17 protein-coding genes are annotated in these 18,598 nt (G+C 67.1%); 4 read left to right on the top strand and 13 right to left on the bottom strand.

The window, feature by feature from the left end; translation table 11 throughout:
• Window positions 1-100 precede the first annotated feature (100 nt).
• Window positions 101-3,439: an ankyrin repeat domain-containing protein gene (locus tag ABB27_RS03990; RefSeq protein ID WP_057626939.1), complete on the bottom strand. Its 3,339-nt coding sequence runs from the start codon at window positions 3,437-3,439 to the stop codon at window positions 101-103.
• On the bottom strand, window positions 3,432-3,707 hold the full coding sequence (locus ABB27_RS03985; RefSeq protein WP_057626938.1) for a YcgL domain-containing protein: 276 nt from the start codon (window positions 3,705-3,707) through the stop codon (window positions 3,432-3,434). Before ABB27_RS03985 ends, ABB27_RS03990 begins: the two co-directional genes overlap by 8 nt.
• Window positions 3,708-3,948: 241 nt before the next feature.
• Between ABB27_RS03985 and ABB27_RS03980 the strand changes: the two genes are divergently transcribed.
• From ABB27_RS03980 to ABB27_RS03970, 3 genes are read left to right on the top strand one after another with little or no spacing between them, the layout of a single operon-like run.
• A complete protein-coding gene (locus ABB27_RS03980) occupies window positions 3,949-5,148 on the top strand; it encodes a beta-ketoacyl-[acyl-carrier-protein] synthase family protein (protein ID WP_057627042.1) in 1,200 nt (399 codons plus the stop codon).
• A 5-nt stretch (window positions 5,149-5,153) separates the two neighbouring features.
• The gene (locus ABB27_RS03975; RefSeq protein WP_057627041.1) at window positions 5,154-5,948 is read left to right on the top strand and encodes a beta-ketoacyl synthase chain length factor; all 795 of its coding nucleotides are present in this window, start codon (window positions 5,154-5,156) and stop codon (window positions 5,946-5,948) included.
• Window positions 5,941-6,729, top strand: a complete 789-nt coding sequence (locus ABB27_RS03970) for a glycosyltransferase family 2 protein (protein ID WP_057626937.1) — start codon at window positions 5,941-5,943, stop codon at window positions 6,727-6,729. The genes ABB27_RS03975 and ABB27_RS03970 overlap by 8 nt, the downstream gene beginning before the upstream one ends.
• A gap of 10 nt (window positions 6,730-6,739) precedes the next feature.
• Here ABB27_RS03970 and fabG read toward each other — a convergent pair whose 3' ends face one another.
• The 8 genes from fabG to ABB27_RS03930 form a co-directional block, all read right to left on the bottom strand.
• Window positions 6,740-7,471, bottom strand: coding sequence for a 3-oxoacyl-ACP reductase FabG (gene fabG, locus ABB27_RS03965; RefSeq protein WP_211263666.1), 732 nt, complete (start codon window positions 7,469-7,471; stop codon window positions 6,740-6,742).
• A 29-nt stretch (window positions 7,472-7,500) separates the two neighbouring features.
• The gene (locus tag ABB27_RS03960; protein WP_057626935.1) at window positions 7,501-7,932 is read right to left on the bottom strand and encodes a hotdog family protein; all 432 of its coding nucleotides are present in this window, start codon (window positions 7,930-7,932) and stop codon (window positions 7,501-7,503) included.
• The gene (locus tag ABB27_RS03955; protein WP_152984439.1) at window positions 7,919-10,189 is read right to left on the bottom strand and encodes an MMPL family transporter; all 2,271 of its coding nucleotides are present in this window, start codon (window positions 10,187-10,189) and stop codon (window positions 7,919-7,921) included. Before ABB27_RS03955 ends, ABB27_RS03960 begins: the two co-directional genes overlap by 14 nt.
• Window positions 10,190-10,254: 65 nt before the next feature.
• Window positions 10,255-10,914, bottom strand: a complete 660-nt coding sequence (locus ABB27_RS03950) for a LolA-related protein (RefSeq protein ID WP_244479130.1) — start codon at window positions 10,912-10,914, stop codon at window positions 10,255-10,257.
• A complete protein-coding gene (locus ABB27_RS03945; protein WP_057626933.1) occupies window positions 10,820-11,794 on the bottom strand; it encodes a lysophospholipid acyltransferase family protein in 975 nt (324 codons plus the stop codon). Before ABB27_RS03945 ends, ABB27_RS03950 begins: the two co-directional genes overlap by 95 nt.
• Complete coding sequence (locus tag ABB27_RS03940) at window positions 11,791-12,090, bottom strand: ApeI family dehydratase (protein WP_057626932.1); 300 nt, start codon at window positions 12,088-12,090, stop codon at window positions 11,791-11,793. The genes ABB27_RS03945 and ABB27_RS03940 overlap by 4 nt, the downstream gene beginning before the upstream one ends.
• A gap of 51 nt (window positions 12,091-12,141) precedes the next feature.
• Complete coding sequence (locus ABB27_RS03935; protein ID WP_244479129.1) at window positions 12,142-12,864, bottom strand: ketosynthase; 723 nt, start codon at window positions 12,862-12,864, stop codon at window positions 12,142-12,144.
• A gap of 5 nt (window positions 12,865-12,869) precedes the next feature.
• Window positions 12,870-13,139 (bottom strand): phosphopantetheine-binding protein, encoded by a 270-nt coding sequence (locus tag ABB27_RS03930; RefSeq protein WP_057626931.1) that lies wholly within the window; start codon window positions 13,137-13,139, stop codon window positions 12,870-12,872.
• A 198-nt stretch (window positions 13,140-13,337) separates the two neighbouring features.
• Here ABB27_RS03930 and ABB27_RS03925 point away from each other — a divergent pair, with 198 nt between their 5' ends.
• Window positions 13,338-14,348 carry a chorismate transformation FkbO/Hyg5 family protein gene (locus ABB27_RS03925; protein WP_057626930.1) on the top strand — a complete coding sequence of 337 codons (1,011 nt, stop codon included), beginning with the start codon at window positions 13,338-13,340 and terminating at the stop codon, window positions 14,346-14,348.
• Window positions 14,349-14,386: 38 nt separating this feature from the next.
• On the opposite strand, the gene ABB27_RS03920 is transcribed toward ABB27_RS03925, so the two are convergent.
• The 3 genes from ABB27_RS03920 to ABB27_RS03910 form a co-directional block, all read right to left on the bottom strand.
• A complete protein-coding gene (locus ABB27_RS03920) occupies window positions 14,387-15,733 on the bottom strand; it encodes an AMP-binding protein (protein WP_057626929.1) in 1,347 nt (448 codons plus the stop codon).
• Between the two features lie 126 nt (window positions 15,734-15,859).
• Window positions 15,860-16,873: a cytochrome d ubiquinol oxidase subunit II gene (cydB, locus tag ABB27_RS03915; RefSeq protein ID WP_057626928.1), complete on the bottom strand. Its 1,014-nt coding sequence runs from the start codon at window positions 16,871-16,873 to the stop codon at window positions 15,860-15,862.
• A 1-nt stretch (window position 16,874) separates the two neighbouring features.
• Complete coding sequence (locus ABB27_RS03910) at window positions 16,875-18,269, bottom strand: cytochrome ubiquinol oxidase subunit I (RefSeq protein WP_057626927.1); 1,395 nt, start codon at window positions 18,267-18,269, stop codon at window positions 16,875-16,877.
• Between the last annotated feature and the right edge of the window lie 329 nt (window positions 18,270-18,598).

Genomic DNA, 18,598 nt, shown 5'->3' with positions numbered 1-18,598 from the left:
CGCCCTTGTTTTCAACTGCATTCGAAGTGCCGTTGCTTGCTGACATTGCACGCTGCAGGAACCGCGTCACTCGCGACTGCAACCAGCCCAGGCAATGCGATCAGCTGTGATCGCGCAGGAAGCGCGCCATCGACGACACGCCCGGCACTGCCGGCTCGAACTCGCCGGCGACATCGATGAAGCCACGCATGATGGCGATGTCGCGCGGGGTGCGGTTGATCGCATCGCGCATTTCCGGATCGGCACCGGCACGCAGCAGGCGCTGCACCAGTTGCGGCAGGCCATGCAGTGCGGCCAGGTGCAGCGGGCCGAAGCCGCGCGGGTCGCGTACGTCCAGCGACACGTCTTCGTCGAGCAGGCGTTCCACCGCAGCCAGCACCACGCTCTCGTCGCAGGCCGTGCCCGGCTCGGCGCGTGCGCCCAGCAGCAACAGCAACGGCGTTACCGTGCCGGCCGAAGCCTGGTCCGGTTCGGCGCCTGCAAGCAGCAAGGTGTCGAGCAAGGCCAGCAGGCGTGAGCGATCACGCGACGTGAAGCCATAAAGCGCGGCGCAATGCAGCGGCGCCAGCTGTTGGTCATCGCCGGCGTGCACATCGGCACCGGCGGTGAGCAGGCGCGCGACGATGTCCGGCAGGCCCAGCGCGGCAGCCAGCATCAAGACGGTGACGCCACCGGGCAGGCGGTGTTCGAGTTTGGCGCCAGCATTGAGCAGCGCTGCGACGATCGTGGTCTGGCGCATGCTCACCGCCGCCGACAACGGCGTGGCACCACTGGCCGCGGCATGCTGCGGATCGGCGCTGCGCGACAGCAGCAGGTCCACCACCGCGCCATGACCGCCGCCAGCTGCACGCAGCAGGCCGGTGCAGCCCTGCGCGTCGACCGCATCGACGGCGAAACCAAGATTGAGCAGGCGACGCACCGCATCGGCATCGCCGGCCATCGCCGCCGCAGCGACGTCGGCATCCCGCAGCGCGCGCAACGGCAGCTGCCAGCCGCGCCAGTCCAGCAGATCGGCCAGATCACGACGGCCGCTGGACAACGCAACACCCAGCGGCGTCTGCCCATCGGCGGCGCGTGCATCGGGCGATGCACCCTGCAGCACCAGCTGCTTGAGTGCGGACTCGCGGGCCAGTGCGGTAGCCAGATGCAAGGCGGTCATGCCGTGGCTGTCGCGGGCTTCGCGATCAACCCCGTTGAGCAACAGCGTCTGCTGCAGCTTCAACCAGCCCAGGCGCACGGCCAGCGACAAGGCCGGATCACCAGCCGGCGAGGCGGCAAACGGATCGGCACCACGCTCCAGCAATTCCAGCGCGAACTGCTCGGTGCTGCGTGCGCCGTGGTCGTGCTGCGCGCAGGCCGCCAGGAAGCGGGTCAGGCCACCGCGACCGGCCGGCGACACGCCCTGCTGCAGCAATACCTGCAGGGTGGGAATCGCATCGACGCCACGCGACAGCAGGGCAAACATGGGGGTATCACCACAGGCATCGAGTACTTCCGGCGCAGCGCCCTGGCCCAGCAGCCATTCCACCACGCGCGGCTGCAGCGCCAACTCCGGATCGTGCAGCAGGCCGCCCAGTTCATCGGCCGCACACAGCTTGGCCAACGGCGCCATGCCATCAACGTTGCCGAATACCAGCGCCTCGCGCAGCAAGGCCAACGGCGCGCGATCATTGAGCACCGGCACGGCATCACCTTCCGCGCCATCGACATTGCTGGCCGCGTCACTGACGGCAACCGGCAACGGATAGCTCGGGTCAAGCAGCGAGACGATGCTCCAACGGCCCGCCGCGGCGGCATGCTCGATGGCGCGGCGGCCATCACTGCCCACGCCATCGGCGGCAATGCCCAGATCCAGCAGGCGCCGGATCAGCGCGGCCGATACATGTTCGGCGCGGCTGGCCAGCAACACCGCATTGCTGCCTTCACCATCAACGGCGTGCACATCGGGCTTGTGCGCCAGCAGGCGTTCCAGCACGGCGGCATGGCCTTGCGAAGCCGCGTCCAGCCACGGCGTGCGGCCGGCGGCATCGCGCGGCTCCACATTGGCGCCGGCGTTGAGCAGGGTTTCGACGATATCCACATGGCCGGCCAACGCGGCCTCGTGCAGCGCACTGCGGCGCTGACGGTCGCGCGCATCCAAGCGCGCCTTGTGCTTGAGCAGCAGCTGCACACCGGCCGGGTCATCGTCATCGGTGGCCGCGGCCTGTACCAGTACCGGCACGCCATCGGCCGGCTCGACCTTGGCACCGCGTTCCAGCAGGAATTTGCCCAGCCGCCAGTTGCCGGCCTGGCAGGCCACCGCCAACGGGCTGTGGCCATCGTTGTTGAGCGCATCAATCTCGGCAGCGGCGTCGCGCAGCAAGGCGGCAACGCCCGGATCGGAACTGCGTGCGGCGTGATGCAGCGGCGTATTGCCATCGGCATCAGGGGTACGCGGATCGGCACCGTTGGCCAGCAGGGTCATCACCGCCTCGGGGCGACCGTGCCAGCTGTCGCGGGTGGCCGCCAGCAACGGGGTCATGCCGCGATGGGCCTGGTTGACGTCGACGCCACGGCTGATCAGGGCACGCAGCAGACGCAGGTCCGGCAATACCGCCGCCAGCACCGCCAGGCTGCGCTGGTCGCGCGAGTCGGCCGGCGCCGGTGCATGTGGATCGGCACCGGCGTCCAGCAGCTGCAGGGCACGATCAATGCGGCCGCCGCGGGCGGCGTCATACAGCTGCGGCACCAGCTCGTGCTGGGCGATGGGTTCCAGCGGCGCCGGCTCGGCCAGCGCCTCGGCGAACGGATCAAACGCCGGCTGCTGCACGCTGCTGCTCTTGCCTGCCCCGGCTACCGGCGCGCTGCGCATCGACTGCAGCAGCTGATGCAGCAACGGGGCGACCAAGGCGGTGGCAATGGCCAGCGGCCAGCGCAGGCCAGCAGCGACCAGGCCCGGCCAGGCCGGTGCAACGATGGCCGCGCACAGCAGCAGGACCAGGGCGGCTGCGCCCAGCCCATGCCAGGAATCCAGGCTGCGGCCACTCAAGGCCTGCCATTGCATGCGCAGCGAGCTGTCTTCACGCTCCATCGCGTGCCACAGCGGCCAGGTACGCCACAAGGCGAGCAGCGCCACGCTGACCGCGATGCTCAATGCCAGCACCGCCGCCAGGCTGCCGCTGTCATGCAGCGCCGCCAGCGGCCAGGACACCAATACCGCCACCACTGCCGCACCGCCAGCCCACAGCCCCAACAGGCCGGGAAGCTCGCGTTTGAAGACTGCCAGCGACGGCGTCACCGTGCGGCTGCGCCGCCACCACGACACTGCCAGTGCGAACGCCGGCTGGGCCAGCACACCGCACACAGCCGCGACCACGCCACCGAACGCCGTGGCCAGGGTCAACAACACCCCCAGGCCCAGCGCGGCGGCAACTACGCGGCTACGTAATGCTTCAGTCATCGCGACCGTCGATGCGGGCGATCTTCACCGGTGCCAGTGGCAACGGCGGCGCCTGCAGGTGGAAACCGCGCTCGGCCAGATTGGCGCGCACCAGCGCGACATCGGCCTGGGCCAGGCGACGTTCAGGGGTCAGGGCCACCTCCAATACGAAGGTATACGGCGCCAAAGTGTTGCCCAGCGAAGCCGGGATAACATCGAAATCATCACGCTTGGCGAGGTACACGTAGGTGTCCTGCTTGCGTTGGCTTTTATAGACGTAAGCTTGCATGCCAGCGGGCTTGGCCCTGCATCGGGAGTCGGAGATTGTGTCGGAAATCCGGCGCTGTTGAAAGGCGGAGCGTCAACAAGCAAATGAATTCGCAAGGCTCTTATACATTCATTTACATCAAGATTTTGTCTAGACGCGGCCATGCGGGCCGCCTGCCGGATGGCTTGGCCGTGCCCTGTCTATATACTCGCGCCCCGTCGAACCCATGGAAGCTCACGTGACGTCTGCATCACCGCCGCGTCTGGCGCCGCTGAACATCCTTGCCTATACCGCCACAACCGCGTTGGGAGCCGGCCTGGACGCGCAACGGCAAGCCCTGCATGAAAAACGCAGTGGGCTGCGACCGAATGACTTCGGCGATGCGCTCCTGGCGTGCTGGATTGGCCGGGTGGACGCGCTGGAGGAGCAGCAACTGCCGCCGGACCTTGCGGAATTCTCCTGCAGAAACAACCTCTTGGCCTGGCACGCCTTGCAGCAGGATGGCGTCCTGGCGGCCTTGGATCAGGTCCGCACCCGCCATGGCGCCGGCCGCGTGGCGGTGGTCATGGGCACCTCCACGTCCAGTATCGGCGCCACCGAACAGGCCTACAGCCAGCTGGAAACAGCGGCTGATGGCAGCCTGCATTTCCCGCCGTCGCTGCAACGTCCGCGCATTCATACCCCGCATTCGCTGGGGGATTTCGTGCAGGCCGCAACCGGCCTGGGTGGCCCCTGCGTCACCGTCGCCACCGCCTGCTCATCCAGCGCCAAGGTCTTTGCCCAGGCCGCACGCCTGATCAATGCCGGCCTGGCAGATGCGGCCCTGGTCGGCGGTGTGGACACCTTGTGCGGCAGCGTGCTGTTCGGTTTCAACGCCTTGCAGCTGGTGGCGCCAACACCATGTCAGCCCTTCGACGCACGCCGGGTCGGCCTGTCGCTGGGCGAAGCCGGCGGTTACGCGGTACTTGAACGCGCCGACGCAAGCCCGGCCACCCCGCTGCAGCTGTCCGGCTATGGCGAATCCAGCGATGCCCACCATATGTCGGCCCCGCACCCGCAAGGGCTGGGGGCACGGCTGGCCATGCAGGCCGCGCTGCAACGCGCCGGTATCGGCGCCGACGCGGTGGGTTACCTGAACCTGCATGGCACCTCGACGCCGGCCAATGACAGCATCGAAGCCACGGCAGTAGCCGCGCTGTTCCCGGCCACCCTGCATGCAAGCTCGACCAAGGGCTGGACCGGCCACACCCTGGGCGCGGCCGGCATCGTCGAATCGGTGTTCGCCTTGCTGGCACTGGAGGACGGCCTGTTGCCGGGTACGCTCAACAGCGAGATTGCCGACCCCGCCTGCGGCCCGCAGATCCGCTTTGACAACGCCCATGCGCAGATCAACTACGCAATGAACAATTCCTTCGGCTTCGGCGGCAACAACTGCTCGCTGGTATTCGGCAAGGCAGGATGAAGCAGATGTTGCAAGCAAACGTGGAAGGTATCGGTTTCTGGGGCACCGGCCTGCCCGACTGGGACAGCGCCTGCGCCTGGATGCGCAAGGGCGAACGCCCGCTCGATCCGCCGGCGCGGCCCTCGCCGCAGCTGCTGGCTGCCAATGAGCGGCGCCGCGCACCCGGTACCGTGGCGGTGGCATTGGAGGCTGCGCTGGCCGCCTGTGAAGCGGCCGATCGTGCACCGGCCGCACTGCCGGCGGTGTTCACCTCCACCCACGGCGAGCTGACCATCACCGATTACATGTGCGCCACGCTGGCGGATGATCCGCGCGCCATCTCGCCGACCAAATTCCACAATTCGGTGCACAACGCTGCAGCCGGTTACTGGACCATCGGCGCCGGTGCGCATGTAGCGGCCACCGCCATCAGCGCCGGCAACTACAGTTTTGCGCAGGGCCTGCTGGAAGCGATGGTGCAGCTGAATGCCGGTGAGGAAGCGGTGCTGCTGGTGGCCTATGACGGCAACGCCAGCGGACCAGCGGCCGAGGTATCGCCCAGCACCGGCCTGCTCGGTGCGGCGTTTGTGCTCTCCCGCGAGGCGTGTGCGGGGTTGCCCACATTGCAACTCACCCTGCACACCCAGATGCCTGCGGCGCCAGTGCAGTGCAGTGATGAAGGTCCGCTGCTGCAGTTGTTCGGCAACAACGCGATGCACCCGGCACTGCCGTTTCTGGAAGCCTTGGCAATGGACCGGGAGAGCGTATGGCTCCGCGCCGGCGTCGATCAGTGGCTGGAACTCGGTATCCGCCATGAGTGAGCCGCGCCCGCTTTCGGCTGACAACGTCGCCGTGGTCATTCCGGCATTGAACGAAGAACTGCGCATTCGCCAGGTCGTCGAAGACGCGCTGCGGTACTTCCCGCATGTGATCGTCGTCGATGACGGCTCCACCGACCGCACCGCCGACTGCATCGCCGACCTGCCGGTCAGCGTGCTGCGGCACCCGCAGCGCATGGGCAAGGGCCACGCGCTGCGCAGCGGCTTTGCCGAAGCCAGCCGCCGTGGCCTGCAAGGTGTGCTGACCCTGGATGGCGATGGTCAGCACGTTGCCGCAGACCTGCCGCGCCTACTTGCCAGCGCCAATCGCCACCCCGGCTGCATCATCATCGGTGCGCGCCTGCGCAAGCGCGCCTCGCAGCCGCTGTACCGGCGCCTGGCCAACGAATTCGGCGATTGGGGCATCGCCTGGGGCACGCACTACCAGGTGGCCGACAGCCAGAGCGGGCAGCGCTTTTACCCGGCCGAGGTGATCGCCCTGCGCGACATATCGGCCGAGGGTTTCGTGTTCGAGGCACAGGTGGTGATCTCGGCGGCGCGGCAGCTGGGCACGCGCTGCGTGTCGGTGCCGATCGAATCGCGTTACCGCTGCGCTGACACCGACGAGCAGTTCCGCCCCAGCCACTTCCGGCCACTGCAGGACCTGTATCGCATCACCAGCCACATCGTGCTGCTGGCCTTGCGTCACGGCCATGTCTGGCGCGTCTACCGCAGCATCCGCCGCAATCCGCCGGTCATCGACAGCACCGACGCCGGCAGCTGAGTCAGCGCACTCAGCCCATGCCGCCGTTGATGCCAATCACCTGGCCGTTGATGTAACCGGCCGCATCGCTGCACAGGAAGGCAACCAGTGCAGCCACTTCCTCCGGCTTGCCGGCGCGTGCGGCCGGCACGGTCTGCTTGATCAGCTCCGGCGGAAAGGCATCGGCCGCCATCTGCCCTTCGATCACCCCGGGTGCGACCACATTGACGCTGATGCCGCGACTGGCCATTTCCCGCGCCAGTGACTTGCTGGCGCCGTGCAGGCCTGCCTTGGCGGCGGCGTAGTTGGTCTGGCCGCGATTGCCCAGCACCGCCGCCACCGACGAGACGCTGACGATGCGGCCCCAGCGGGTACGCGCCATCGGCAGCAGCAACGGCTGGGTGACGTTGAAAAAGCCATTGAGGCTGACGTCGATCACCCGCCGCCAGCGCTGCGCGTCCATGCCGGCCATCGGTGCGTCGTCGTGGATGCCGGCGTTGTTGACCACGATCTGGATCGGCCCATCGGCCAGCAGCGCTTCCAGCGCAGCGCTGACCGCCTCGCCATCGGCGACATCGAAGGCCACCGCCTGCGCGCTGCCGCCATCGGCAAGGATCTGTGCCACCACCGCCTCGGCACGTGCCAGGTTTGCGTTGGCATGCACGATCACATGCGCGCCGTCCGCAGCCAGCTTCTGGCAGATCGCTCCGCCCAGGTCGCCACTGCCGCCGGTTACCAGCGCGCGTCGTTGCTTGCTCATGATGGGATTGCTCCGCTGTGTCTGATTGATTGTCACGGCAACTGCAGCATCACCGCGGCACGCCCTTCCGCCAGCAGCTGGCCCTGGTGATGGATGCGGAATGCATATTGCTGGCTGCCCTCTGCTTCCACCAGCACCTGCGCGCAGGCCTCCAGCGCACCGGCCAGATCATCGATACGCGCCACATGCAGCTGCACATCGCGCAGCGCCACCAGCACACCTAGCCGCACCGCGCCGCCATGTTCGCGACCGCGCAGGCCACCGTGCACGGCCATCGCCTGCGCGCCGTATTCGCACAGGTGGATAGCCGCCAGTTGATCGCCACGGCGCAGCGGGTGCTGCACATCACGGTGATTGAAGGCACGCAGCGTGATCGCCTGTGGCGACCACTCCACTACTTCGTCCCACAGGCACATGCCGCCCTGGTGCGGAACCAGCTGCAGGATTTCATCACGCCCCAGCATTGCCAGCCTCCTGCAGCGGATGCCGCGATATCAACAAGGCCAATACGAAATTGCACACCACGCCCAGCGCCACCGTGCTGCCGATCGCGCGCAGCACCGGGATCGACGACAGGCCGAGCAGGCTGAACACCAGCAGCGTCATCACGCTGCACACCAGCAGGCCGTGCAGGGTGCGCAGCTGGTCGGCGTGGCTGTCGCCGGCATGTTCAAAGAACAGGCCGTAGTCCAGGCCCAGCCCGGCAGCCAGGATCAGGCCAATCAGATGGAACAGGTTCAACTCCACGCCCAATCCGCGCAGTACCGCCAGCACCAGCAAGGTGGTCAGCAGCATCGGCAGCAGCACCCGCAGCACCCGTCGTGGCGAGCGCAATGCAATGCCCACGGTCAGCGCCAGCAACAGCACGGCAACGGCCAGCGCCAGCAACACGCGGCTGCGATAGTCGGCCACCAGCGATTCGGAGGCCTGCTTCATGTCCAGCAGCTGCGCGCCGTGCAAGCGTGCGGTACTGGCCACGGCTGCCACATCATGCAGGCCGCTGAGCGATACCAGTGCAATGGCATGGCCCTCGCCCTGCAGCAGCAGGCCATCGACCGCAGTCGCCAGCGGCGTGCCATGCAGATCCGCCGGCTGCAGCGGGGGCGCGGCGCGTGCGTGCATCACGTCGGCGACGAACGGTGCAAAAGCGTCATCGATGAAGGGCGTGCCTGCCACCGCGCTGGCCAGTGCCGCACGCAATGTCGCCTCGTCGGGCAATTGCTGCTGGCGTTGGCGCTGGGTCGCGGCGCTGGGCAGGTAGCGCGCTGCCATGTCATAGCGCTCCAGCTCGCCATTGGCGACCAGCGCGTCCAGTGCAGGCCGCAGCTGCTCGCTGGCAGCAAGCGCGGACTGCGCGTCGTTGCCGCGCACGGTGATCAGGTAACGCACGTCCGGCGCACCCAACTCACTGCGCAGCTGCGCATCACGCGCCAGGTCCTGCGGATCCACCGGCGTCAGCCGGCCCAGATCGTTCTGCCAGAACGCACCGGGCGCCAGCGCCACCACCGCGACCGCCAAACCGGCGAGCACGGCCAATGACCAGCGCGGCCGTGGCAGGCGTTGGGTGTGCTGCCATAGACGCGCCAACCACACGGAATCGGCGAAATCACGCGTGGCCGGATCGATCAGCGCCGGCAGCAGGTAACGCGTGGCCAAGGCCGCCGTGGCCAGCGCGGTGATGGTGAACACCGAAAGCTGCTTCAAGCCATCCACACCGGAGAACAGGAAGGTCAGGTAGGCGATGCAGGTCGCGATCACGCCGGTGCCCAAGGTCGGCCACAGCGCGCGCACGTTGTCCCATGCCGAGCGGCCCGGCCGCTGGTGGCTGAAGAAATGGATGGGGTAATCCTGGACCACGCCGATCAGGGTGAAGCCGAAGGCGATGGTGATGCCGTGCACGCCATCAAAGCCCAGCGCCACCGCGCACAGGCCGGCAAGGCCGGCGCTGGCCAGCGGCAGGAAGCCGAGGATCGGCATCTTCCAGCTGCGGTAGGCAAACCACAGCAGCAGGATCATGCCGATGGTGTCCAGCGTACCGATCATGCCGGCTTCGCTGGCGGTGCGGTTGCCGATCTTCACCGAGAACGCGCCCGGGCCACTGAGCTCGATGCGGCTGCTACTGTCGCCAGCAATGGCGGCGAAACTGCTGTTGATGGTGTCCACCGCCAACTGCTGTGCGCCGGGATCAAAGCCTGCGGCATGGGTCTGCACCAGCAGCAGGGCCTGCTTGCCGGCGCGGTCGAACCACACATCGTCGATACGCTGCGGCGCGTTGGCCGGCTGCAGCGCTTCGGCCACACGCAGCACCTGCAAGGTGGGATCGGAGGGCAGCAGCGGCTCGATCAGGCCACCGGCAGGTGAACCCAGGTCCTGCAGGCGGGCCTGCAGTTCCTCGCCCAGGTTGGCGCTGGAGAACGCGTCCGCCGGCAATGCATCGATCAGGTAGCGATACGGCAGCAGCTGCTCCGGAAACGCCTCAAGCCCGGCCTGTTCGCCATTGGCAACCAGCTCGAACTGGGCGTCGCTGGCCAGCGCCTCGCGCAGTGCCCGCGATTGCTGCGCCAGCTGCTCGGGTGCGGCACCGGACAGCGCAACCAGCAGCAGGCGCGCGCCGGGGCCCTCTCCCAGCTCGTCGAGCAGCAGCTTCTGCGCCGGCGTGCGCGCATCGGGCATGAACTTGCGCAGATCACCACTGACCTGGATGCGGCTGCTGACCCACATGCCCAGCACGCCAAGCAGCAGCAACCAGACAATGGCCAGGCCGATGCGCCGGCTGGACGTCAGCTTCAAGGCGTGGCACCGGCAGCGCACAGGCCGCTCAATGCAGCCGCCTGCGTCACGTTGGCCGCAGCCGCGGCAGCGCCGCCCAGCAGGGTGCGTTGCACATCGCCCTTGGCCGGCTGGGTTTCAATGCAGCGCAGTTCCGCGTTCTGCCCGTGCAGGGTCACCGCACGCACGCGCCGGGCCAAGGCATCGGCCTTGGGCGTGAGTTGCAGCTGCCAGTGCTGCGCGCTGCCCGAAGCCTGCAGCCGGTAGCTCTGTTCAAGCGCGGCCAGGTCACCGGCCAGCATGGCGCCAAAGCTGGCCTGCAGATCGGCAAGCTCGGGCACCCGCTGCAGTGCGAATACACGCGGCGGCTTGCCGGCACGGGCAATGCTGACCTGTCCATTGCCAATGGTGGTGGTTTCGGCATACGGCGCGCGCACCTCGCGCACCAGGGTGCCGGCATCGGGGCGCCGGTATTGGCCTTCAACCCGCAGCGGTTCCTTCAGCAGTGCCGAGCCCCGCAGCTCGACGAAGTTGGTCTGGCTTGGCGCCGGCTGCGCCAGCTGGCGCAGGATCCAGGCCGCATCAATGCCGCTGGCCAGGGCCGGGCTGCTGAGCAGCAGGCCGCTCAGCAGGCAGGCGAGCCGATGTCGCAGGGTCGTTGGTATGCCAGAAATCATAGAAGTTGAACCAGTTGTAGGGAGCTTGCCGCAGGTGATGCTCCAGCCTGCCGGCATAACGGTGGATAAGCGCGGACAACAGCTCGTTGCGACGCGGGCGCGGGATATCCACGACCTCGGCAAACGATTCGAAGCGCAGGTCATAGCGGTTGCCGCCGCGGTACAGGCCGAAGGCCAGCATCACCGGGGCCTTCAGCGCACTGGCGATCAACCACGGCGCTGCCGGAAATGCGGCATCGCTGCCCAGCAGCGGCGCGGCGACGCTGGGCTCGCCCGGCCGCGCACGGTCCACCAGCAAGGCCACCATCGCGCCATCCTGCAGCGCCTGCTGGATGGCCAGCACGATCGCGGTGCCGTCCTGCCCGGCATCGATGATGCAGTCCGCGAGCCTGGGATCGAGTTCGGCCAGCAACTCGGTGATGGCCGCGTTGTGCGCGCGATCCATCAGCACCCGCAGCTTCAGGTCCGGGCGCATCCTGGCCAGCACCCGCAGGGCATCAAAGCTGCCCAGATGGGAGCCGAACACCAGCACGCCACGTCCTTCGCCCAGCAGCTGCAGCAGCGGCTCGGTACCGCTGGTGCGGATATCGAACAGCGCGGTACGGCCGGCCAGCAGGAAGACCCGGTCAAGAATGGTGGCGGCGAAGGTATGGATGTGGCGGGCGATCTGCCAGGCGCCCACGCGGTGGCCACGCAGGCGCTGCAGGTAGTCGCGCGAGGCACGCCGCTCGGCGCCACGCACGCAGTAGAAGTACAGGGTGATCGGATACAGGCAGGCGCGGGCGATGCCGCGCCCACCATGGCGGGCGATGCCGCCGATCAAACGGATCGCTGCACGTCCGCCCCCTTCGGGACGATGCTTCCAGTCGGTCTCGTTCATGCCGGCAGGCCGGCCCCGGCCAATACCAGTTCGCCGCGCACCAGCAGCCGGTCGTCACGCAGGACCCGGAATTTCCAGCGTGGCGACTGCCCTTCCAGTTCCACCCTGGCCTCTTCATCAGGCAGCAGCGGCGCCATGAATTTCACCTGCGGCAGGCGCAGGGCGCCAATGGCATGACCGCTATCGGCGGCGACCGCCAGCATTACCTGCTCCAGCAACACCACCCCGGGCACCAATGGCCGGCCCGGGAAATGCCCGGGCAAACAGGGGTGATCGGAAGGAATGCTGAAACGCATGGCGTGCTGTACCCGCTATTTTTGACGACAGGATACCGGCAGCCTTGGCGTTCAGCGCAGCAGGTCACGCCAGAAGGCAGGGCCCAGCTGGCCCATCTGGCGCATGAAATCCCAGGCATTGCGGTACGGCCGCTGCGGAAACAACTGCGAGCGCACCGCATATTCCAGCGCGAAGAAGCCACCAATCAGCCCCCAATCGGCGATGTTGGCGCACCACGACCATTGCTCATGGGTCACCGGCCACCACGGCTGGATACCGAAGGCAGCCAGCAGTCCGTCGGGTACGGCGCTCATCGCCAGCACCAGGTTGATCAGCGCCAGCATCAGCAATACCACCGCCCAGGCACAGCTCAGGCGCCGGGTATAACGCTCCAGCGGCACCGTCACCGGCATGCCAGCACGCGCATACAGCGCGCACACGATGCGGGTGATCAAGGGAATCTGCCCAGGCAGCAGCGAACGCGCGAAACCCCAGGCCACCAGCAGCGGGAACACCACCGGCGGGGCCAGCAGCAGCATCCAGGCCCATACCGAGCCGCCCAGCCACCACAACAACGCACACGATGCCAGCAATACGGTCCAGGCCCAGGGCCGCAGCCGCGCCAACGGTTCAAGCAGGCACAGCAACACCAGCCCGGCCAGGGCCGCCGCCGCCCACATGCCCTCGTTGCGCAGGCTCGCCACGTGCGACAGCACCGGGTAGGCCAGCAGCAGTAGCACCCGCAGCGCCAACGCCACCGGCCCCTGGCCGGGTTCAGGGCGGTCAGCGCTCACCGCGTTCAAATCGTCTTGTTGGCTTGGACGTGCGCCGACAGGGCGCGCAGCGAGCCGAAGATGCGGCGGTTGTCCTCGTTGTCCGAGCGCAGCTGGAAGCCATAGCGCTTGCTGATGGCCAGGGCCAGCTCCAGCGCATCAATCGAATCCAGGCCCAGGCCTTCATTGAACAACGCAGCCTCGGGGTCGATCTGGGCCGGGTCCACCTCTTCCAGGTTCAGGCTTTCGACCAGCAACCCGGCCAGCTCGCGCTCGGCTTCATTTTGTTGCGACATTTCCATACCTACGGCAAATAGAGCCGCAACGATCCGGCATCGTCGACTGTTGCGCAAGCATTACGGGTACAGAACGCGGGGTATCATTGCCGTCTCTGCGATGCCCGATACGCCGTGCAATGACGTTCCCGCTCCATTCCAGCTGCCTCATCCAGCCGTGCTCCGCCTGCTTGCCTGCCAATGTCACGGGAGGCTGATATGAACGCCCAGACCTCGCCGGCGGCGGCCGCCTCGCTGCAGATCGACTATGCCGACCCGGCGCTGTTGCCGGCCTTGCTGGCCGACCCGCAGGTGCTGGCCGTCTTCGGTTTCCACGCCGGCAGCGCAGCGCCGGCCAGCGATGACCCGCGCTACCTGCAGGTAGGCCTGCAGGCCGACGGCATGGCGCAGTTGGAAGTGTGGCGCAGCGACAAGCCGGTCAGTTGCGGCCGCGACGCCAACGGCGTGGCCTGGGCCAGCGATGGCGCACTGATGTTCGGCGCGCTGCAGGTCGACGAAAACGCGCATGGCGGCATCACCGGTGCCGCCGAGCAGGCCTACGCGCAGCTGCTGCAGACCTTGCCGGCGCACGCATACCCACACCTGCTGCGGATCTGGAACTACCTGGACGCCATCACCGATGGCGAAGGCGACAACGAGCGCTACCGCGAATTCTGCGTCGGCCGTGCGCGTGGCATCGGTGACATCGACACCACCACCCTGCCTGCGGCCACCGCGATCGGCCGGCTCGATGGCGTGCGGGTGCTGCAGGTGTATTGGCTGGCTGCGCGCAGCGCCGGCACGCCATTGGAAAACCCGCGCCAGGTCAGCGCCTACCGCTACCCGCGCCAGTACGGCCGGCAGTCACCCAGCTTTGCCCGGGCCATGCTTGCCGCCACCGGCAGCCGCCTGCCGCTGCTGTTGTCCGGCACCGCCAGCGTGGTCGGCCACGCCACCCTGCATGGCGACTGCACGCAGCGCCAGCTGCAGGAAACCTTTGCCAATTTCGACGCCTTGATCGGTGCGGCACGTGCGCAGCGGCCAAGCCTGCCTGCGCATTTCGGCGCAGGCAGCCGGCTCAAGGTGTATGTGCGCGATGCCGACGAAGTCGCCAGCGTGCGCGCGATGCTGGCCGCACATCTGCCGCCGCAGGTGCCCTACATCGTGCTGCATGCGGCCGTGTGCCGGCGCGATCTGCGGGTTGAGATAGACGGCGTCCACGACGCCTGAGCAGGCGCCGGCGCTGCACTCGCCGGCACTCCGCAGGTTCAGTGCCGCAACAGCGCCAACACCGCATCACGCGGCAGCTTGCCGGTGTCGTTGCGCGGCAATACCGCCACCTTGCGCAATGGCCGCGGCAGGAACACCGGGTCCATCAGTTCGCGCAGGTCACGCAGGATTTCGGCCTCCTCGCGCGCCGGTGCCACCACCAGCGCGGCGATGCGTCCGACCGCATGGCCGGGTTCGGGCGCCAGCTGCACCACCACTGCGTCCACCACCCCGGGCACGGCCTGCAGCTTGCGGGTCAGGTCCCCCAGCGAGGCGCGCTTGCCGGCGATTTCCAGCAGATCGGCGCGACGGCCACGCAGCACGAAGCGATCATCGGGCAACAACTCCACCAGATCGGCCAGCACCACCGGCGCGGCCAGGTGGGCTGCATGCACCCGCGTGCCGTCCGGCTGCGGCTCCAGCCGCACCCCGGGCAGCAGCGTCCAGGCCGTCTCCAGGGCGGTGCGGCGACGGGCGAAGATGCAGGTTTCGGTGGAACCGAACATCTCCCGCACCTCGGTGGCGAAGGCCTGCTCGGCAGCCGCCGCCAGTTCCTGAGTCAACGGCGCGGTGGCGGTGACGATGCCGGCCAGCGGCGGCAGCTGCACGCCGGATTCAACCAATGCCTTGAGGTGGACCGGGGTGGTGATCAGCACCCGTGGCGCGCTCACTTCAGCCAATGCCAGCGCCACATCCTGCGGAAAGAACGGCCGCCCGGCCTGCAAGGTAGCCGGTGCCAGCAAGGGCAGCAGCACGGCCATCTCCATGCCGTACATATGCTGCGAAGGCACCGTTGCCACCAGTGCCGGCTGGGCATCGCCCCACAGGCTGCGCAGGGCCTGCAGATTCTGCGCGGTGCTGGCCAGGAACGAGCCCCAGGTCTTGCTGTTGGCGCAGGGCGTGCCGGTACTGCCCGAGGTGAAACCGATCGCCACCAGCTGATCCTCACCCAGCGTCGGCGTTTCGCCGGCCAGGCGCGGCAATACCGCCGGCAACAGGAACCCACCCGGCGGCAACGGCTGTTGCGCATCGTCGCCCAGGCAATAGGTCTGCGGGTAACGCTGCTGCACGTCGGCCACCACCGCATGTGCGCGTGAAGACGGCAGCAGGTTCACCTGCCCGCGCAGCGCGATGGCGCAGAACGCCACCAGGAAGCGATAACGGTCGTCGCACAGATTGACCGCGTGCTGTGCGGGCGGCAGCACCGCCGCCAGCCCCCGCACATGTTCAAAGAACGTCTGCAGATCGACCGACTGGCCACCGCCACTGGCCAACAACCGGTGCAATGGACCCTGGGCCAGCGGATGGCGCGAGGTGGAGGGCAAATGCTCAGAAACAACCGACATGCGACTGCGAGGACCTCGTTTGAAGGAGTGTCCGTCGCGGCCGCAGCCACGACAGGGCGGCCAGCTTGGCCCTGCCCGGCCCGGCTGGCAAGCCGGGCCGGGCATTGTGGTTAAGCAGGAGCGGGATCAGTGATAGCCGGTATCAGCCGTCACCTTGCCGCGGAAAACCCTGTAGGACCACACCGTATAGCCAAGTATCACCGGCAGCAGCACGGCCAGCCCGACCAGGCTGAATGCCAGCGACGAGACCGGCGCGGCCGCCTGCCACAGGGTCAACGTGGGCGGCAGCAGGTAAGGCCACATGCCCAGTACCAGGCCGATGAAGCCCAGCACGAACAAGGCCAGGGTCAGCAGGAAGGGCGGCAGATCGCGGCGCGGATGCATCGCGCTGCGCCACAACGCCACCGCCACGGCCAGGGTCAGCAGCGGCACCGGCGACAGCCACCAGAAGTTGCCGTCGCTGAACCAGCGCTCCATCACCCGTGACTGCAGGAATGGCAGCCAGGTGCTGACCAGGCCCATGAACACGATCACCGCCACCATCAACGGCCGGGTCAGCGAGCGCGCCAGCGCCTGCTCGCGGCCCTCGGTCTTGAGGATCAACCAGGTGCTGCCGAGCAGCGCATAACCGGTGACCACCGCCACCCCGGTCAGCATCGAGAACGGGCTGAACCAGCCAAACGCACCACCACTGTAATGCCCGTCCTGCATCGGCAGGCCCTGCACCAGCGCGCCCAGGATCACACCTTGCGCGAACGCGGCCAGCAGCGAGCCCAAGGCAAAGGCCACGCTCCAGATCGCCCGCGAACGATGCGCCTTGAAACGGAACTCAAAGGCCACGCCGCGGAACACCAGGGCCATCACCAGCAGCAATACCGGCAGGTACAGCCCTGACAGCAGCACCGCATAGGCCTTGGGAAAGGCCGTCATCAGCCCTGCGCCGCCCAGCACCAGCCAGGTCTCGTTGCCGTCCCAGATCGGCGCGGCGGTATTCATCATCACATCGAGCTGCTGCTCGTCCTCGGCAAACGGCGCCAGGATGCCGATGCCGAGCACGAAACCGTCCAGCACCACGTACATCAGCACGCCGAAGCCAATCACCGCGAACCACGCCACCGGCAGCCAGGTTGTCATTTCCATGTCAGCGCTCCTCCAGCGGTTCATTGACGCCGGACAGCGGCCGCGCCGGGGTATGCATGCCATCGTCGCGCGGCGGTTGATCATGCTGCGCAGGGCCACTGCGCATGATCTTGACCAAGTACCAGATGCCCCAGCCAAACACGAACAGGTAACCGATCACGTACACCGTCAACGACAACACGGTCATCCACACGCTCTGCGTGCCCACCGCATCGGCGGTGCGCAGCAAGCCATAGACCACCCACGGTTGCCGACCCATCTCGGTGACGAACCAACCCGACACCAGCGCGATGAAGCCGCTGGGCAGCATCCAGTTCCAGCCACGCAGCAGCCACTTCGACTGCAGCAGACGTCCACGCCACAGCTGGAATGCCGAGATCCACGCCAGCACCAGCATCAACGAGCCCAGCCCGACCATGATGCGGAACGCGTAAAACACCGGCACCACCGGTGGCCGTTCGCTCGCCGGCACGGAGGTCAGTGGCGCGAACGTGCCGTCCAGGCTGTGGGTCAGAATCACGCTGCCCAGCTTGGGAATGGCGATCTCGTAATCGTTGCGTTCTTCCTTCTCGTTGGGCACCGCGAACACCACCAACGGCACGCCTTCGCCCGGCGCGGTCTCATGCCAGTGCGCTTCCATCGCGGCGATCTTCATCGGCTGATGTTCGAGTGTGTTCAAGCCGTGCATGTCGCCAACGAAGATCTGCACCGGCACCGTCAACGCCGCGAATGCAACGGCGGCAACCAGCATCTTGCGGCCGGCTTCCACATGCACGCCGCGGCGCAGATACCAGGCGCCCACACCACCAATGACGAAGCAGGTGGTGATGAACGAACCCAGCGCCATATGCGCCAACCGGTACGGGAATGACGGGTTGAAGACTATCTGCCACCAGTCCTGCGGATGCACGATGCCATCGACCAGCGAGTAGCCGGCCGGCGTGTGCAGCCAGCTGTTGGAAGACAGGATCCAGAAGGTGGAAAACAAGGTGCCCAGCGCCACCATGCAGGTGGAAAAGAAGTGCAGGCGCGGCGAAACCTTTTCCCAGCCAAACAACATCACGCCGAGGAAGCTGGCTTCCAGGAAGAACGCGGTCAACACCTCGTAGGTCAGCAAGGGCCCGATCACCGTCCCGGCCACTTCGCTCAGGCGCGGCCAGTTGGTACCGAACTGGAAGGCCATCACGATGCCGCTGACCACGCCCATGCCGAAGGACACCGCGAAGATCTTCTGCCAGAAGAAGAACAGCTCACGCCAGACCGGATCACGGGTGCGCAGCCAACGCCATTCGACGAAGGCCAACCAGCTGGCCGTGCCGATGGTGAAGGCCGGGAACAGCACATGAAAACTCACGACGAATCCGAACTGGATCCGCGACAACAGCAGCGCTTCCACGGCCGCTTCTCCGCTCTCATTAATTGGGGCGATTCTGGTCCTGTATTGGTTAAGAACGGATGTGACCGGATGTCGCAGTGCGTCAAAAAGTCGCAGCAGCCACTGCCCCCTCCCTTTGGTGCAGCCAAGGGGAGGGCTGGGGAGGGGTTCGCTCTTCGCGGCTTGATGCGGGTTCCTGACCTGTAGAGCCGAGCCATGCTCGGCTGGGGCATTACCGGGCAAGCCTCTGCCGAGCATGGCTCGGCACTACGACCTACCGTTATCAACATCTCCGCCCACAACAGACTAAGCCAGGACTCGTAAGCAGTTGTTTGGTTGGAAAAAAGAAA

This window comes from Stenotrophomonas terrae (assembly GCF_001431465.1).
Classification (GTDB): Bacteria; Pseudomonadota; Gammaproteobacteria; order Xanthomonadales; family Xanthomonadaceae; genus Stenotrophomonas; species Stenotrophomonas terrae.
This window is presented reverse-complemented; position numbering and strand designations above follow the sequence as displayed.

What these genes read in the sequence shown, in the direction of transcription:
- ABB27_RS03990 (WP_057626939.1), bottom strand. Translation starts at nt 3,439, where the DNA reads ATGACTGAAGCATTACGTAGCCGCGTAGTTGCCGCCGCGCTGGGCCTG.
- ABB27_RS03985 (WP_057626938.1), bottom strand. Translation starts at nt 3,707, where the DNA reads ATGCAAGCTTACGTCTATAAAAGCCAACGCAAGCAGGACACCTACGTG.
- ABB27_RS03975 (WP_057627041.1), top strand. Translation starts at nt 5,154, where the DNA reads ATGTTGCAAGCAAACGTGGAAGGTATCGGTTTCTGGGGCACCGGCCTG.
- ABB27_RS03970 (WP_057626937.1), top strand. Translation starts at nt 5,941, where the DNA reads ATGAGTGAGCCGCGCCCGCTTTCGGCTGACAACGTCGCCGTGGTCATT.
- ABB27_RS03960 (WP_057626935.1), bottom strand. Translation starts at nt 7,932, where the DNA reads ATGCTGGGGCGTGATGAAATCCTGCAGCTGGTTCCGCACCAGGGCGGC.
- ABB27_RS03955 (WP_152984439.1), bottom strand. Translation starts at nt 10,189, where the DNA reads ATGTGGGTCAGCAGCCGCATCCAGGTCAGTGGTGATCTGCGCAAGTTC.
- ABB27_RS03950 (WP_244479130.1), bottom strand. Translation starts at nt 10,914, where the DNA reads ATGATTTCTGGCATACCAACGACCCTGCGACATCGGCTCGCCTGCCTG.
- ABB27_RS03945 (WP_057626933.1), bottom strand. Translation starts at nt 11,794, where the DNA reads ATGAACGAGACCGACTGGAAGCATCGTCCCGAAGGGGGCGGACGTGCA.
- ABB27_RS03940 (WP_057626932.1), bottom strand. Translation starts at nt 12,090, where the DNA reads ATGCGTTTCAGCATTCCTTCCGATCACCCCTGTTTGCCCGGGCATTTC.
- ABB27_RS03930 (WP_057626931.1), bottom strand. Translation starts at nt 13,139, where the DNA reads ATGTCGCAACAAAATGAAGCCGAGCGCGAGCTGGCCGGGTTGCTGGTC.
- ABB27_RS03925 (WP_057626930.1), top strand. Translation starts at nt 13,338, where the DNA reads ATGAACGCCCAGACCTCGCCGGCGGCGGCCGCCTCGCTGCAGATCGAC.
- ABB27_RS03920 (WP_057626929.1), bottom strand. Translation starts at nt 15,733, where the DNA reads ATGTCGGTTGTTTCTGAGCATTTGCCCTCCACCTCGCGCCATCCGCTG.
- cydB (WP_057626928.1), bottom strand. Translation starts at nt 16,873, where the DNA reads ATGGAAATGACAACCTGGCTGCCGGTGGCGTGGTTCGCGGTGATTGGC.